This is a genomic window from Stenotrophomonas sp. YJH_SMC_53, assembly GCF_059369995.1.
Map to the genome: position 1 here is coordinate 1 of NZ_JCAFTF010000021.1, position 16,610 is coordinate 16,610.

Here is a 16,610-nt window from a genome sequence, read left to right on the forward strand (position 1 = left end):
CGGCGCGGCGTCGATCGAGGAGTAGTCCTTGAACTCGCCACCGAAGCGCTCGGCACCGATCTTGGTCAGTGCGGCGGTCAGCGTGGTCTTGCCGTGGTCGACGTGACCGATGGTGCCGACGTTGACGTGCGGCTTGGTGCGTTCGAACTTACCCTTTGCCATTGTTCTATACCTTGATTGTTCGTAAGTGGTTTCAAGAGAGGCTGAGCGAGGCTCAGCCCTTCTTCATGACGGCTTCGGCGATGTTGGTCGGAGCCGGCTCGTAGTGATCGAATTCCATGGTGAAGGTGGCGCGGCCCTGGGTCTGCGAACGCAGTGCAGTGGCGTAGCCGAACATTTCACCCAGCGGGATCATCGCGTTGATGATGCTGGCCGAACCGTCACCGGTGGTGTCGGAGCCCTGCAGCACGCCGCGACGACGGCTGACGTCGCCCATCACGTCACCCTGGTAATCCTCCGGGGTCACGATCTCGACCTTCATGATCGGCTCCAGCAGCACCGGCTTGGCCTTGGCGAAGCCCTGCTTGAAGGCCATCGACGAAGCCAGCTTGAACGCCATTTCCGAGGAGTCGACGTCGTGGTACGAACCGAACACCAGCTTCACCTTGACGTCCACGACCGGGAAGCCAGCCAGCGGGCCGCTGGTGATGGTTTCGCGCAGGCCCTTCTCGACCGACGGGATGAATTCCTTCGGGATCACGCCGCCGGTGATGTCGTTGATGAACAGGAAGTCGTCCTTGATCATCGGAGCGATCTTCGGATCGGCACGGTCGGCAGCAGTGATCGGCGACAGTTCGATCACGACGTGACCGTACTGACCCTTACCACCGGACTGCTTGGCGTGCTTGTAGTCCGACTTGACGTCAGCCAGGGTGATGGTTTCGCGGTAGGCCACCTGCGGCGCACCGACGTTGGCTTCAACGTTGAACTCGCGCTTCAGGCGGTCAACGATGATGTCCAGGTGCAGCTCGCCCATGCCCGAGATGATGGTCTGGCCGGATTCTTCGTCGGTCTTGACGCGGAACGACGGATCTTCCTGGGCCAGGCGGCCCAGGGCCAGGCCCATCTTTTCCTGGTCCGACTTGGTCTTCGGCTCGACGGCCATCGAGATCACCGGCTCCGGGAACGTCATGCGCTCCAGGATGATCGGGGCGTCCACGGCGCACAGGGTGTCACCGGTGGTGGTGTCCTTCAGACCCACGGCAGCGGCGATGTCACCAGCCAGAACTTCCTTGATTTCCTCGCGGTTGTTCGAGTGCATCTGCAGGATGCGGCCGATGCGCTCCTTCTTGCCCTTCACCGAGTTCAGCACGGTGTCGCCACCGTTCAGGGTGCCCGAGTAGACACGGAAGAAGGTCAGCGCGCCGACGAACGGGTCGGTGATGATCTTGAAGGCCAGCGACGAGAACGGAGCCTTGTCGTCCGACTTGCGGGTCATTTCGACGGTGTCGTCGTCAACGTCCACGCCCTTCACGTCCGGCACGTCGACCGGCGACGGCAGCAGCTGGATCACGCCGTCCAGCATGGCCTGCACGCCCTTGTTCTTGAAGGCCGAGCCGCAGTACATCGGCACGATCTCGGTGGCCAGGGTGCGGGTACGCAGGGCGCTGATGATTTCAGCCTCGGCCAGCTCTTCGCCGCCCAGGTACTTTTCCATCAGCTCTTCGCTGGCTTCGGCAGCGGTCTCGACCATGAACTGGCGAGCCTCTTCAGCCGGGCCCTGCAGTTCGGCCGGAATGTCGCTGTATTCGAACTTCATGCCCTGCGAAGCTTCATCCCAGTGGATGGCCTTCATCTTCAGCAGGTCGACGACGCCCTTGAAGTTGTCTTCAGCGCCGATCGGCAGCTGCATCGGCACGGCAACCGCACCCAGCTTGGCCTTCAGCTGGCCGACGACCTTCTGGAAGTTGGCACCGGTGCGGTCCATCTTGTTGACGAACGCGATGCGCGGCACGTGGTACTTGTTGGCCTGGCGCCACACGGTTTCCGACTGCGGCTGCACGCCACCGACGGCACACAGGACGAAGACGGCACCGTCGAGCACGCGCAGCGAACGCTCCACTTCGATGGTGAAGTCGACGTGCCCGGGGGTGTCGATGATGTTGAAGCGGTGCTCCGGCAGGGACTTGTCCATGCCCTTCCAGAACGCGGTGGTGGCAGCGGACTGGATCGTGATGCCACGCTCCTGCTCCTGCTCCATCCAGTCCATGGTGGCGGCGCCGTCGTGCACTTCACCGATCTTGTGGCTCTTGCCGGTGTAGAACAGGATGCGCTCGGACGTGGTGGTCTTGCCGGCATCGATGTGAGCCATGATGCCGAAGTTACGGTAACGCTCGATGGGAGTGGAACGGGCCACGGGAGCCTCTCAGATTTCTTGGATTTCGGATGGCCGAACGCCGCCTTTCGGCGGCCTTCGGATTGGCGCAGTCCTTCTGGGACCGCGAGGCAGCACGCACCGAAGTGGTGCTGCCCTGCCTGTTTTACAAGGCCGTCAAACTCACCAGCGGTAGTGGGCGAATGCCTTGTTGGCTTCGGCCATGCGGTGGGTTTCTTCGCGCTTCTTGATGGCGCCGCCGCGGTTTTCCGAGGCGTCGATCAGTTCAGCAGCCAGCTTCTTCGGCATGGTGTTCTCACCACGCTTGCGCGCGGAGTCGATCAGCCAGCGCATGGCCAGGGCCATCTTGCGCGACGAACGCACTTCGACCGGCACCTGGTAGGTGGCACCACCGACGCGGCGCGACTTGACTTCGACCGCCGGAGCGACGTTGTCCAGAGCCTTCTGCACCAGTTCAATGGCGTTGGCGCTGCTGTTCTTCTCGGTGATCACGTCCATGGCGCCGTACACGATCTTTTCGGCGACGGACTTCTTGCCGCTCTGCATGACCATGTTGATGAAACGGGCGATGGTTTCGCTTCCGTGCTTCGGATCGGGCAGGACGGAACGCTGCGGAGTATTACCCTTACGCGACATAGTGCTCTCTCCTTATGCCTTCGGACGCTTGGCGCCGTACTTGGAACGGGCCTGGCGACGCTTGGCAACGCCGGCGGCGTCGAGCGAGCCACGAACGGTGTGGTAACGCACACCCGGCAGGTCCTTGACGCGACCGCCGCGGATCAGGACCACGGAGTGCTCCTGCAGGTTGTGGCCTTCACCACCGATGTAGGAAATCACTTCTTCCTGGTTGGTCAGGCGGACCTTGGCAACCTTGCGCAGAGCCGAGTTCGGCTTCTTCGGAGTGGTGGTGTAGACACGGGTGCAGACGCCACGGCGCTGCGGGCACTTGTCGAGCGCCGGCGAGGCACTCTTGTAGGTGGTCGCTTGCCGCGGCTTGCGGACCAGCTGGTTGATCGTCGCCATCAGTAGGTTCTTCTGATTGGTGGCCGGAAAATCCGGCCAGAGATGCGGAAATGTTAAAGCAGGCCGAAATTTTGGCCTGCTGAGACAGACGATTGTAGCAACCTGCAAGGAAAGCAGTCAAACGCCTCCTGTCAAGCCCGTCCCTGATCCCGGGACGTTACTGGGGGGCCTCCATGTACCCCGTTCAGATTGGCTGGGTCGATCACGGACGACCTCCCCTGCCCTTTCCCAATCCCATCGATGGACCGATGGGGTGGTCCGGCCTTGCGGCCGGACCGGATACCTCATTCTTCGCCCGAGGCCTGTTCAGCTTCGGCTTCAACCACCGGGGACTCGACCGCAGCCGGGGTGCCGGCCAGGGTCTGCATTTCCGAGTCGGTGAGACCGGTCGCGCCGCGACGGCGGCTGCTGTGGTAGGACAGGCCGGTACCGGCCGGAATCAGGCGGCCGACGATGACGTTTTCCTTCAGGCCACGCAGGTTGTCCTTGGTACCGCGGACGGCAGCCTCGGTCAGCACTCGGGTGGTCTCCTGGAAGGAGGCCGCCGAGATGAACGATTCGGTCGCCAGCGAGGCCTTGGTGATACCCAGCAGGACCGGATCGAAGCGCGCCGGCAGTTCGTTGCGGGTCGACAGGCGCGCATTCTCCTCGATAACGCGCTGGCGCTCCACCTGTTCGCCGTTCAGGAACTTGCTGCTGCCCTGGTCGGTGATCTCGACCTTGCGCAGCATCTGGCGGGTGATCACCTCGATGTGCTTGTCGTTGATCTTCACGCCCTGCAGGCGGTACACGTCCTGGATTTCCTTGACCAGGTAGGCAGCCAGCGGCTCGACACCCAGCAGGCGCAGGATGTCCTGCGGGCTCGGCTCGCCGTCCACGATGGTTTCACCCTTGGTGACATGCTCGCCTTCGAACACGATGACCTGGCGGTACTTCGGGATCAGCTCTTCGTGCTCCGAACCATCGGTGTCCTTGATGATCAGGCGCTGCTTGCCCTTGGTGTCCTTGCCGAAGCTGATGATGCCCGAACGCTCGGCCAGCACCGCCGGATCCTTCGGCTTGCGCGCTTCGAACAGGTCGGCCACGCGCGGCAGACCACCGGTGATGTCGCGGGTCTTCGACGCTTCCTGCGGGATCTTGGCGACAACGTCGCCCACGCCCACCGGGGCGCCGTCCTGCAGGTTGACGATCGAGCGCGGCGGCAGCAGGTACTGCGCCGGCAGGTCGGTACCCGGGATCGACAGGTCGTTGCCCTTGGCGTCGACGATGCGCACGATCGGGCGCAGGTCCTTGGCCTGGGTACCACGACGCTTCGGATCGGTGATCTCGCGCGACGCCAGGCCGGTCAGCTCGTCGGTCTTCTCGATGACGGTGATGCCGTCGACGAAGTCGATGAAGCGGATGAAGCCGGCCACTTCCGACACGATCGGGTGGTTATGCGGATCCCAGTTGGCCACGGTCTGGCCCGCCTTGATCGCATCGCCGTCCTTGGACGTGATGGTTGCACCGTACGGCAGCTTGTAACGCTCACGCTCACGGCCGTGCGCATCGAGCACCGAGATTTCGCCCGAGCGCGACACCGCCACCAGCGAGCCGTTGGCGTGCTCGACCGACTTGAGGTTGCTGAACTTGACCGAGCCGGTGGTCTTGACGGTGATGTTGTCGACCGCAGCAGCTCGCGACGCCGCACCACCGATGTGGAACGTACGCATGGTCAGCTGGGTACCCGGCTCACCGATGGACTGGGCGGCGATGACGCCGACCGCTTCACCGATGTTGACCAGGTGGCCACGGGCCAGGTCGCGGCCGTAGCAGCGCGAGCAGACACCGAAGGCCGATTCACAGGAGATGGTCGAGCGGACCTTGATGGTCTGCACGCCGGCATCTTCCAGCTTGGCAACCCAGGCTTCGTCCAGCAGGGTGTTGCGGGTGACGATCGGATCTTCGTCGTTGCCCGGCAGGAACACGTCCTCGGCAACCACGCGGCCCAGCACGCGATCCTTCAGCGGCTCGACCACGTCGCCGCCTTCCACGATCGGGGTCATGGTCAGGCCTTCGGTGGTACCGCAATCCACTTCGGTGATCACCACGTCCTGCGCCACGTCGACCAGGCGACGGGTCAGGTAACCGGAGTTCGCGGTCTTCAGCGCGGTATCGGCCAGACCCTTACGGGCACCGTGGGTGGAGTTGAAGTACTCCTGCACGTTCAGGCCTTCACGGAAGTTCGCCTTGATGGGCGTCTCGATGATCGAGCCGTCCGGGCGGGCCATCAGGCCACGCATGCCGGCCAGCTGACGGATCTGCGCCTGCGAACCACGCGCACCGGAGTCGGCCATGATGTACAGCGAGTTCATCGACTTCTGGTCGATGGTCTCGCCCTTGGCATTGACGACCTTCTCGGTACCGATGGTGTCCATCATCGCCTTGGCGATGCGCTCGTTGGTGCGCGACCAGATGTCGACCACCTTGTTGTAGCGCTCGCCGGCGGTGACCAGGCCCGACTGGTACTGCTCCTGGATCTCCAGCACTTCGGCTTCGGCCTCGGTGAGGATGCCCTTCTTCTCGTCCGGGATCAGCATGTCGTCGATGCCGATCGAGACGCCGGCGCGGGTCGCATAGGCGAAACCGGTGTACATCAACTTGTCGGCGAACACGACCGTGTCCTTCAGGCCGAGCTGGCGGTAGCTGGAGTTGATCAGGCGGCTGATGTTCTTCTTGGTCAGCTCGACATTGGCCAGCGCGAACGGCAGGCCTTCCGGCAGGATTTCAGCCAGCAGGGCGCGACCGATCGTGGTGTCCACGATCGAGGTCTTGTTCTGCTTGTTGCCGTCTTCGTCGGTCACCACCTCGGTGATGCGGACCTTGACCTTGGCGTGCAGTTCCACCACGCGGTTGTCGTAGGCGCGCTTGACTTCGGCGATGTTGGCGAAGGCCATGCCCTCGCCCTTCTTGTTCTCCAGCGAGCGGGTCATGTAGTACAGACCCAGCACGACGTCCTGCGACGGCACGATGATCGGCTCACCGTTGGCCGGCGACAGGATGTTGTTGGTCGACATCATCAGCGCACGCGCTTCCAGCTGGGCTTCCAGCGAGAGCGGCACGTGGACGGCCATCTGGTCACCGTCGAAGTCGGCGTTGAACGCGGTGCAGACCAGCGGGTGCAGCTGGATGGCCTTGCCCTCGATCAGTACCGGCTCGAACGCCTGGATGCCCAGACGGTGCAGGGTCGGCGCACGGTTCAGCATCACCGGATGCTCGCGGATGACCTCTTCCAGGATGTCCCAGACTTCGGCTTCTTCGCGCTCGACCAGCTTCTTGGCAGCCTTGATGGTGGTGGCCAGGCCACGACGCTGCAGCTTGGCGAAGACGAACGGCTTGAACAGCTCAAGCGCCATCTTCTTCGGCAGGCCGCACTGGTGCAGGCGCAGGTACGGGCCGACCACGATGACCGAACGGCCCGAGTAGTCGACGCGCTTGCCGAGCAGGTTCTGGCGGAAGCGGCCCTGCTTGCCCTTGATCATGTCGGCCAGCGACTTCAGCGGGCGCTTGTTGGTGCCGGTGATGGCACGACCGCGGCGGCCGTTGTCCAGCAGTGCATCGACCGATTCCTGCAGCATGCGCTTTTCATTGCGCACGATGATGTCCGGCGCACTCAGTTCGAGCAGGCGGCGCAGGCGGTTGTTGCGGTTGATGACGCGGCGGTACAGGTCGTTCAGGTCGGAGGTCGCGAAGCGGCCGCCATCCAGCGGGACCAGCGGACGCAGGTCCGGCGGCAGCACCGGCAGCACGGTCATGACCATCCATTCCGGACGGTTGCCCGATTCCAGGAAGGCTTCGATCAGCTTGATGCGCTTGGTGAGGCGCTTGAGCTTGGTTTCCGAACCGGTAGCGGCGATTTCCTCGCGCAGGCGGGTCATCTCGGACTGCAGATCGATCGTGCGCAGCAGTTCGTAGACGGCCTCGGCGCCCATGGCGGCGTCGAAGTCGTCACCGTGTTCCTGGCGCGCCTGCAGGTACTGCTCCTCGGTCAGCAGCTGGCGGCGCTCCAGGGCGGTCAGGCCCGGCTCGGTCACCACGTACGCTTCGAAGTACAGCACGCGCTCGATGTCGCGCAGGGTCATGTCCAGCATCAGGCCGATGCGCGACGGCAGCGACTTGAGGAACCAGATGTGCGCGACCGGCGAGGCCAGGTCGATGTGGCCCATGCGCTCGCGGCGCACCTTGGCCAGGGTCACTTCGGTGCCGCACTTTTCGCAGACCACGCCGCGGTGCTTCATGCGCTTGTACTTGCCGCACAGGCACTCGTAGTCCTTCACCGGGCCGAAGATGGCGGCGCAGAACAGGCCGTCGCGTTCCGGCTTGAAGGTACGGTAGTTGATGGTTTCCGGCTTCTTCACTTCGCCGAAGGACCACGAACGGATCAGGTCCGGCGAGGCCAGCGCGATCTTGATCGCGTCGAAGTCCAGCGTCTGGCGCTGCTGGTTGAAGAGGTTGAGCAGGTCTTTCATGGTGTTCTCCAGAAGGAGGAATGCTGTGTCGATGGGCTTTCAGTTCACTGCCAGCGGCGCGGCGGCGGACCGCCGCGCCGGCATGGATCAGTTGTCTTCCAGTTCCATGTTGATGGCCAGCGAGCGGATTTCCTTCACGAGCACGTTGAAGGATTCCGGCATGCCCGCGACCATCTCGTGCTCGCCGTCGACGATGTTCTTGTACATCTGGTTGCGGCCCTGCACGTCATCGGACTTCACCGTCAGCATTTCCTGCAGGGTGTAGGCCGCGCCGTAGGCTTCCAGCGCCCAGACTTCCATTTCACCGAAGCGCTGGCCGCCGAACTGCGCCTTGCCGCCCAGCGGCTGCTGGGTGACGAGCGAGTACGGACCGGTCGAACGGGCGTGCATCTTGTCGTCGACCAGGTGGTTCAGCTTCAGGTAGTGCATGTAACCGACGGTGGTATGGCGGTCGAATGCTTCACCGGTGCGGCCGTCGTACAGCTGGGTCTGGCCACTGCTCGGCAGGTCGGCCAGTTCCAGCATGCGCTTGATTTCCGCTTCGGTGGCGCCGTCGAACACCGGGGTGGCCATCGGCACGCCGTCGGTCAGGTTGCGGGCCAGGCGCAGCAGCTCCTCGTCGCTGAACTGCGACAGGTCGACACGGTTGGCCACGTTGGTGTCGTCGTGGTTGTAGATGTCGTCCAGGAACTTGCGCAGGTCGGCGACCGCCGCCTGGGCTTCCAGCATCGCCTGGATCTTGCGACCCAGACCCTTGGCGGCCCAGCCCAGGTGCACTTCCAGGATCTGGCCGATGTTCATGCGCGACGGCACGCCCAGCGGGTTCAGCACGATGTCCACGGTCTCTCCCGAGGCCATGTACGGCATGTCCTCGACCGGCACCACGTTGGACACCACACCCTTGTTGCCGTGGCGGCCTGCCATCTTGTCGCCCGGCTGGATGCGGCGCTTCACCGCCAGGAACACCTTGACCATCTTCAGCACGCCCGGGGCGAGATCGTCGCCCGCGGTGATCTTGCCGCGCTTGTCGGCGAAGCGACGCTCGAATTCCTTCTCGTGCGCCTGGATCTGCTTCTGGGCGCGCTCGATGGCTTCCGAGGCGTCCTCGTCCTTCATGCGCAGGGCGAACCAGTCAGACTTCTTCAGGCCGTCGAGGAAGGCGTCGGTGATCACGTCACCCTTCTTCAGGCCAGCACCACCATTGACCACCTTGCCCACGATCTGCGAACGCAGACGCATGTAGATGGCCGCTTCCAGGATGCGGAACTGGTCATCGAAGTCCTTCTTGACGCGCTTGATTTCGGACTCTTCGATCTGGCGGGCGCGCTTGTCCTTCTCGATGCCGTCGCGGGTGAAGACCTGCACGTCGATGACGGTGCCGTCCATGCCCGGCGGAACGCGCAGCGAGCTGTCCTTAACGTCCGAAGCCTTCTCGCCGAAGATCGCGCGCAGCAGCTTCTCTTCCGGGGTCAGCTGGCTTTCGCCCTTCGGGGTGACCTTGCCGACCAGGATGTCGCCAGCGCGCACTTCTGCACCGATGTACACCACGCCGCTCTCGTCCAGGCGGTTCAGCGCCTGCTCGGAGACGTTCGGGATGTCGGCGGAGATTTCCTCCGGCCCCAGCTTGGTGTCACGCGCGACGCAGGTCAGCTCTTCGATGTGGATCGTGGTGTAGCGATCCTCTTCCACCACGCGCTCGGAGAGCAGGATGGAGTCTTCGAAGTTGTAGCCGTTCCACGGCATGAACGCGATCAGCATGTTCTGGCCCAGGGCCAGCTCGCCGATGTCGGTGGACGGACCGTCGGCCAGCACGTCGCCGCGGGCGATGACGTCACCCACCTGGACCAGCGGACGCTGGTTGATGCAGGTGTTCTGGTTCGACCGGGTGTACTTGACCAGGTTGTAGATGTCCACGCCGGCGTCGGTGGCGCCAACGATCTCTTCCTCGTTGACCTTGACCACGATGCGGGCGGCGTCGATCTGCACGATCTCACCACCACGACGGGCGTTCACGGTCACACCCGAGTCACGCGCCACGGCGCGCTCGATGCCGGTACCGACCAGCGGCTTCTGCGAACGCAGGGTCGGCACGGCCTGACGCTGCATGTTGGCGCCCATCAGTGCGCGGTTCGCGTCATCGTGCTCCAGGAACGGAACCAGCGCGGCCGCGATCGAGACGGTCTGCATCGGCGAAACGTCCATGAAGTGGACTTCCGCCGGCGGCTTCAGCAGCGACTCGCCCTGGAAGCGGCACGGAACGAACTGCTCGGTCAGGGTGCCCTTGGCGTCGGTCAGCGCGTTGGCCTGCGCAATGACGTACTCGTTCTCTTCAATGGCCGACAGGAACTCGACTTCGTCATAGACCTTGCCGTCCACGACCTTGCGGTACGGGGTCTCGAGGAAACCGTACTTGTTGGTGCGGGCGTACACGGCCAGCGAGTTGATCAGGCCGATGTTCGGGCCTTCCGGGGTTTCGATGGTGCAGACGCGGCCGTAATGGGTCGGGTGCACGTCGCGCACTTCGAAGCCGGCGCGCTCACGGGTCAGGCCGCCCGGGCCCAGGGCCGAGACGCGACGCTTGTGGGTCACTTCCGACAGCGGGTTGTTCTGGTCCATGAACTGCGACAGCTGCGAGGAGCCGAAGAACTCCTTGATGGCAGCGGCGACCGGCTTGGCGTTGATCAGTTCCTGCGGGGTCAGGCCTTCCGACTCGGCCATCGACAGGCGCTCCTTGACCGCACGCTCGACGCGGACCAGGCCGACGCGGAACACGTTCTCGGCCATTTCGCCGACCGAACGCACGCGGCGGTTGCCCAGGTGATCGATGTCGTCGACCACGCCGCGACCGTTGCGGATCTCGGTCAGGACCTTGATCACGTCCAGGATGTCGGAGCTTTCGCCGTGGGCAGCGACCAGGCGCTTGGACTCTTCGTCGTTGCGCTCGCCGAAGTACTTGCTGTCGTACAGCACGGCTTCGCCGGTGGTTTCCTTGCGGCCCACGCGACGGTTGAACTTCATGCGGCCGACCGCGGACAGGTCGTAGCGCTCGAAGGTGAAGAACAGGTTGTGGAACAGGTTCTGCGCGGCGTCCTTGGTCGGCGGCTCGCCCGGACGCATCATGCGGTAGATCTCGACCAGGGCTTCCAGCTGGGTCTTGGTCGGGTCGATACGCAGGGTGTTGGACAGGTACGGGCCACGATCCAGGTCGTTCACCCACAGGGTGCCCACGGCATCCACACCGGCCTTGCGGAAGGCCTGCAGCTGCTCGTCCGTGATCTCGTCGTTGGCCTGGGCCAGCAGTTCGCCGGTCGAGGCATCGACCACGTCGTGCGACAGGATGCGGCCGACGATGTAGTCGTCCGGCACGGCCAGGGCGGCAATGCCCGAGGCTTCCAGCTGCTTGATGTGACGCGCGGTGATGCGCTTGCCGGCTTCCACGATGACCTTGTCGCCGTCGGCGAGGTCGAAGCCCAGGGTCTCGCCACGCAGGCGCTCCGGCACCAGCTCCAGCTGGACGCCTTCATCCGGGTTGATGTGGAAGGTGTTGATCTCGAAGAACTCGGCCAGCATCTCTTCGTTGCTGTAGCCGAGCGCGCGCAGCAGGATCGACACCGGCAGCTTGCGGCGGCGGTCGATACGGGTGAACAGCGCGTCCTTCGGGTCGAACTCGAAGTCCAGCCAGGAGCCGCGGTAAGGAATGATGCGGGCGCTGTACAGCAGCTTGCCCGAGCTGTGGGTCTTGCCACGGTCGTGGTCGAAGAACACGCCCGGCGAGCGGTGCAGCTGGGAGACGATGACGCGCTCGGTGCCGTTGACGATGAAGGTGCCGTTCTCGGTCATCAGCGGGATTTCGCCCAGATAGACCTCCTGCTCCTTCACGTACTTGATGGCCTTGGTCGACGACTCACGGTCGTAGATCACCAGGCGCACGGTCACGCGCAGCGGGGCGCCGTAGCTCATGCCGCGCTGGCGGCACTCACGCTCGTCGAAGACCGGTTCGCCCAGCTTGTAGCCGACGTATTCCAGGGCAGCGTTGCCGCTGTAGCTGGCGATCGGGAAGACCGACTTCAGCGCAGCGTGCAGGCCGTGGTCCGTGCGCTTGGCCGGATCGACGTTTTCCTGCAGGAATTCACGATAGGAATCCACCTGGATGGCGAGCAGGAACGGCACTTCGAGAATCGAGCGCTGCTTGCCGAAATCCTTGCGGATACGCTTTTTTTCGGTGAACGAATAGGACGTCATGAGGTCTTCCACCTTGTTGTGCGGATCGTGCGCCCACGATCCGAAGGGAACTTGAAATTGTCAGTTGGAAGTCGCTGGTATTGCCGGCACCAGCACGCCTTCTCCCGCTACTTCCAACTGCCAACTCGTCTGCTACCACTCCCCCGCTACCGCGCTCGGCGCTGGCCTGCCGGGGTTTGACTGCAGCCCGTGTTGGGCTTTTTCCTGCTTTTGAAACAGTAGAGCCGACTGTTGGTCGACTTCCTTCACAGCAGTCGACTAACAGCCGACCCTACACCACCGCTACAACGACCAAAGGCCGGGGGCTTACGCCCCCAGCCTTGGCTGTATCGCCGCGAATCGGTGACGATGCAAGGTAACTGCTTACTTGACTTCGACAGTCGCGCCAGCAGCTTCCAGGTCCTTCTTCATCTTCTCGGCTTCTTCCTTCGAAGCGTTGTCCTTCAGGACGCCGCCGGCTTCGGCCAGGTCCTTCGCTTCCTTCAGGCCCAGGCCGGTGATGGCGCGGACGGCCTTGATGACTTCGACCTTCTTCTCGCCGGCAGTCTTCAGGGTGACGACGAATTCGGTCTGCTCTTCAACAGCAGCAGCCGGGCCAGCGGCAGCAGCCACGGCAACCGGAGCAGCGGCGGAGACGCCGAACTTCTCTTCGATGGCCTTGACCAGCTCCATCACTTCCATCAGGGACTTCTCGGCGATGGCGTCGACGATCTGTTCGTTGGTAAGGGACATGATTAATACCTTTGGATGATTTTCTGGATTGAGGTTCCGTCAGGAACCACGGTAAGTCGAAACTCAGGCGGTCTCGGCGGCCGGCTCGGCAGCGTCAGCGGCGACATCGCCACCCCCCTGCTTCTCGCCAACGGCCTTGATGGCGCGGGCAAACATCGTGACCGGCTCGGTCAGGACGCGGGCCAGCATGGCCAGGGCCTGGTCGCGGGTCGGCAGCGATGCCAGCACGTCGACGTGGCTCGCCGGGAACACTTCACCACCGATGGCGACGACCTTAGCCTTCAGCTTGTCGTTGCCCTTGGCGGCTTCCTTGATCAGGCGACCGGCAGCGCCGGGCTCCTCGAGCGAGAACGCGTACAGCAGCGGACCAACCATCTGGTCCTGGGCGACTGCGAACTCGGTGCCTTCAACGGCGCGCGAAGCCAGGGTGTTCTTGACAACCTTCAAGAAAACACCGGTTTCACGAGCCTGCTTGCGCATCGCGGTCATCTGGGCGACCGTGGTGCCAGCGTATTCGGCTGCGATCAAGGAGTGGGCCTTGGCGGCGACGTCTGCCAGCTCGGCGACTACTTCTTGCTTCTGGGACAGATTGAGAGCCATTGCACTCCTCCTATTGAACTCCGCTTACGGCTCCTGCCGTGTGCGGTCCTGTGCGGCATCCGTCCTGGACGCCGGGAACATCGGGATGATGTTCCGGGGGTGGGCCGTTCTAGACCTGGAGTGGGCCAACCTGGGAAACCCAGACGTGCGTGAACCAGAAAAACTCCAGAAGGGCACCATCTACGCAGGGTGATTCCGGGGAATCGATTAAGCGCTCCTGACTGCTCCGGCGGCGACTCCTTGCCAGATCGAGCTTCCATGCCCGTCGCCGGTATTGCCACGACCGCGCCTGCGGTCTTTGACGGCTACCGCGGGCGATGCACTGCCAGCGATGCCTTCAAATGTCACGGTCACGGCACCCGGGGCACCGTGACCGCTTGAAACAATTACTTCAGGGTCAGCGACGACTGGTCGACGGTGACGCCCGGGCCCATCGTCGAGCTGACCGAAACCTTCTGCAGGTAGGTGCCCTTCGAGGTGGCCGGCTTGGCCTTGATCAGGTCCAGCAGCAGCGCGGTCAGGTTCGACTTCAGCGCGTCTTCGGCGAAGTCGGCCTTGCCGATGGTGCAGTGGATGATGCCGGCCTTGTCGGTGCGGTAACGGACCTGACCCGACTTGGCGTTCTTCACGGCTTCACCCGGGTTCGGGGAAACGGTGCCGACCTTCGGGTTCGGCATCAGGCCGCGCGGGCCCAGCACGGTGCCCAGCTTACCGACGACGCGCATGGCGTCCGGGGTCGCGATGACGACGTCGTAGTTCAGATCGCCGGCCTGCATCTTCTCGGCCAGGTCATCCATACCGACGGCTTCGGCGCCAGCAGCCAGGGCTTCGTCAGCCTTGGCACCGGCCGGAGCGAACACGGCGACGCGGACCGACTTGCCGGTACCGGCCGGCAGCACGGTGGAGCCACGGACCTGCTGGTCGGACTTCTTCGCATCGACGCCCAGGCGCACGGCAACGTCGATCGACTCGACGAACTTGGCCTTGGTGGCGGTCTTCAGGATGTTGATCGCGTCCTCGAAGGCGTATGCCTTGCCCGGAACGACGGCGGCCTTGATGGCCTTCTCACGCTTGGTCTGTGCCATCTTATTAACCCTCCACCACGAGGCCCATGGAACGGGCAGAGCCAGCGATGGTACGCACGGCGGCGTCCAGGTCGGCGGCAGTCAGATCCGGTTCCTTCGCCTTGGCGATCTCTTCCAGCTGCTTACGGGTGACCTTGCCGACCTTCTCGGTGTTCGGGCGCTTGGAGCCCGACGAGATGCCAGCGGCCTTCTTCAGCAGGGTGGTAGCCGGAGTGCTCTTGGTGATGAAGGTGAACGTACGGTCCGAATAGGCCGTGATGATCACCGGAACCGGCAGACCCGGCTCGAGCTTCTGCGTGGCAGCGTTGAACGCCTTGCAGAATTCCATGATGTTCAGGCCACGCTGACCCAGCGCAGGACCGACCGGCGGCGAGGGGTTGGCCTGACCGGCCTTCACCTGCAGCTTGATGTAACCGACAACTTTCTTTGCCATGTGAGTGCTCTCCGGGTGCTAGCGCCTTTCGACAACAGGCTCCCCATCGGACCGGGAATCACGCGTCCCGGCATCGCGTTTTGAAATCATGCTGAAGGCCACCTTGCGGCGGCCTCGTCCTACTGGCTTCCCCAGCGGGGAGCCGCGCACTATAACAGGTTTTTTCTTCACATGCCTGAAGCGGCAGGTAAACGAACGGAACCGGGCCAGGCCCGGTTCCCTTTGGAGAGTCGAGCCATGCCCGACTACCGCACCATCCAGACCCCGGAGTCGAGCATGACTCGACTCGACAGCACAGGTCAGACGGCCTTTTCGACCTGGCCGAACTCGAGCTCGACCGGAGTGGCACGACCGAAGATCAGCACCGAGACGCGCAGACGGCTCTTCTCGTAGTTGACTTCTTCGACGACGCCATTGAAATCGTTGAACGGACCGTCGGTGACGCGGACCATCTGGCCCGGCTCGAACAGCACCTTCGGACGCGGCTTCTCGACACCCTCCTGAACGCGGTTCAGGATGGCCTCGGCCTCGGAATCGGCGATCGGCAGCGGGCGATCAGCGGTGCCGCCGATGAAGCCCATGACCCGCGGGGTTTCCTTGACCAGATGCCAGCTTTCGTTGTCGATGCGCGGAATGCCGGCTTCCTCGTGGGTCTCGATCTGGACCAGCACGTAACCCGGGAAGAACTTGCGCTCGGAACGGCGCTTCTGGCCGGCGCGCATCTCGACCACTTCCTCGGTCGGGACCAGGACGTCGCCGAAGCGCTCTTCCATGCCATCACGGACGATGCGATCGCGCAGAGCCTGCGCCACCGACTTCTCGAAGCCCGAATAGGCGTGAACGACGTACCAACGCTTCATGCAATTCTCCTTAGCGGCTCAGGAACCACTGAGTCAGTTTCTGGATCAGGAAGTCGAAGCCACCCAGCAGCAGGCTGAGGATGAGCACCACGACGATCACGACCCAGGTCATGCGGACGGCTTCCTGGCGTGTCGGCCAGACCACCTTGCGCAGTTCGAAGCGCGACTCGGAGAGGAATTCGCGGGTGTCGCGCCCCTTGCCGGTCAGCATGAACACGCCGATACCGCCAACCAGACCGACCACGACCGCCAATGCACGCAACTGACCCGCCCACGCACCCAGCTGGGCGGCGCGACCGGAGTCGGCGGAGAACCAGAACCAGACGAACAGACCGGCCAGCACCAGCAGCGATGCGGCGACATACTTGACGATATCTCCACCGTTGGCGGAGTTGTCCTTGGAGTGTTCGATCTTGCTATTCATCCGGCTGTGTCTGCTTTAGCGGCCCAGGCCGCTGGATAAGGTGGGCAGATGGCACGCCAGGAGGGACTCGAACCCCCAACCTGCGGTTTTGGAGACCGCTGCTCTGCCAATTGAGCTACTGGCGTACGTTGAAAACTTGCCTTCCCTTAGACGGCGAAGGCGGACCGAGGTTCCCGGCCCGCCATTCGCGTAACCGGCGGCGCTATGCAACCACCGGTACTGCAGGCTTACTCGATGATCTTCGAGACCACGCCGGCGCCGACGGTACGGCCGCCTTCGCGGATGGCGAAGCGCAGACCTTCGTCCATGGCCACCGGGTTGATCAGGGTGACTTCCATCTTGACGTTGTCACCCGGCATCACCATTTC

General features: G+C 63.5%; 13 protein-coding genes and 1 tRNA gene. All 14 read right to left on the bottom strand.

The features are described 5' to 3' along the window. The coding region (locus AC5P7X_RS20105) for a GTP-binding protein (RefSeq protein ID WP_353761873.1) at positions 1 to 162 on the bottom strand (162 nt) is incomplete at its 3' end. A 52-nt stretch (positions 163 to 214) separates the two neighbouring features. Next, positions 215 to 2,356 (bottom strand): elongation factor G, encoded by a 2,142-nt coding sequence (gene fusA, locus AC5P7X_RS20110; protein ID WP_005415411.1) that lies wholly within the window; start codon positions 2,354 to 2,356, stop codon positions 215 to 217. 141 nt (positions 2,357 to 2,497) lie between these two features. After that, positions 2,498 to 2,971, bottom strand: a complete 474-nt coding sequence (gene rpsG, locus AC5P7X_RS20115) for a 30S ribosomal protein S7 (RefSeq protein ID WP_004145321.1) — start codon at positions 2,969 to 2,971, stop codon at positions 2,498 to 2,500. A 12-nt stretch (positions 2,972 to 2,983) separates the two neighbouring features. Continuing rightward, complete coding sequence (rpsL, locus tag AC5P7X_RS20120) at positions 2,984 to 3,358, bottom strand: 30S ribosomal protein S12 (RefSeq protein ID WP_004145320.1); 375 nt, start codon at positions 3,356 to 3,358, stop codon at positions 2,984 to 2,986. A 284-nt stretch (positions 3,359 to 3,642) separates the two neighbouring features. Further along, complete coding sequence (gene rpoC / locus AC5P7X_RS20125; RefSeq protein WP_053500657.1) at positions 3,643 to 7,866, bottom strand: DNA-directed RNA polymerase subunit beta'; 4,224 nt, start codon at positions 7,864 to 7,866, stop codon at positions 3,643 to 3,645. Between the two features lie 87 nt (positions 7,867 to 7,953). After that, the gene (gene rpoB / locus AC5P7X_RS20130; protein WP_005415409.1) at positions 7,954 to 12,108 is read right to left on the bottom strand and encodes a DNA-directed RNA polymerase subunit beta; all 4,155 of its coding nucleotides are present in this window, start codon (positions 12,106 to 12,108) and stop codon (positions 7,954 to 7,956) included. 363 nt (positions 12,109 to 12,471) lie between these two features. Next, the gene (rplL, locus tag AC5P7X_RS20135; protein WP_005415408.1) at positions 12,472 to 12,840 is read right to left on the bottom strand and encodes a 50S ribosomal protein L7/L12; all 369 of its coding nucleotides are present in this window, start codon (positions 12,838 to 12,840) and stop codon (positions 12,472 to 12,474) included. Positions 12,841 to 12,903: 63 nt separating this feature from the next. Beyond that, on the bottom strand, positions 12,904 to 13,440 hold the full coding sequence (rplJ, locus tag AC5P7X_RS20140; RefSeq protein WP_005408203.1) for a 50S ribosomal protein L10: 537 nt from the start codon (positions 13,438 to 13,440) through the stop codon (positions 12,904 to 12,906). Positions 13,441 to 13,826: 386 nt separating this feature from the next. Continuing rightward, the gene (gene rplA / locus AC5P7X_RS20145; RefSeq protein ID WP_014646045.1) at positions 13,827 to 14,525 is read right to left on the bottom strand and encodes a 50S ribosomal protein L1; all 699 of its coding nucleotides are present in this window, start codon (positions 14,523 to 14,525) and stop codon (positions 13,827 to 13,829) included. A gap of 4 nt (positions 14,526 to 14,529) precedes the next feature. Next, the gene (rplK, locus tag AC5P7X_RS20150; RefSeq protein WP_004145248.1) at positions 14,530 to 14,958 is read right to left on the bottom strand and encodes a 50S ribosomal protein L11; all 429 of its coding nucleotides are present in this window, start codon (positions 14,956 to 14,958) and stop codon (positions 14,530 to 14,532) included. A gap of 299 nt (positions 14,959 to 15,257) precedes the next feature. Next, positions 15,258 to 15,818 (bottom strand): transcription termination/antitermination protein NusG, encoded by a 561-nt coding sequence (nusG, locus tag AC5P7X_RS20155; protein ID WP_004154362.1) that lies wholly within the window; start codon positions 15,816 to 15,818, stop codon positions 15,258 to 15,260. Between the two features lie 10 nt (positions 15,819 to 15,828). Further along, positions 15,829 to 16,242 (bottom strand): preprotein translocase subunit SecE, encoded by a 414-nt coding sequence (gene secE / locus AC5P7X_RS20160; protein WP_004145202.1) that lies wholly within the window; start codon positions 16,240 to 16,242, stop codon positions 15,829 to 15,831. A 49-nt stretch (positions 16,243 to 16,291) separates the two neighbouring features. Further along, positions 16,292 to 16,367, bottom strand: a tRNA-Trp gene (locus AC5P7X_RS20165). 102 nt (positions 16,368 to 16,469) lie between these two features. Continuing rightward, the coding region (locus tag AC5P7X_RS20170) for an EF-Tu C-terminal domain-related protein (RefSeq protein ID WP_495204990.1) at positions 16,470 to 16,610 on the bottom strand (141 nt) is incomplete at its 5' end.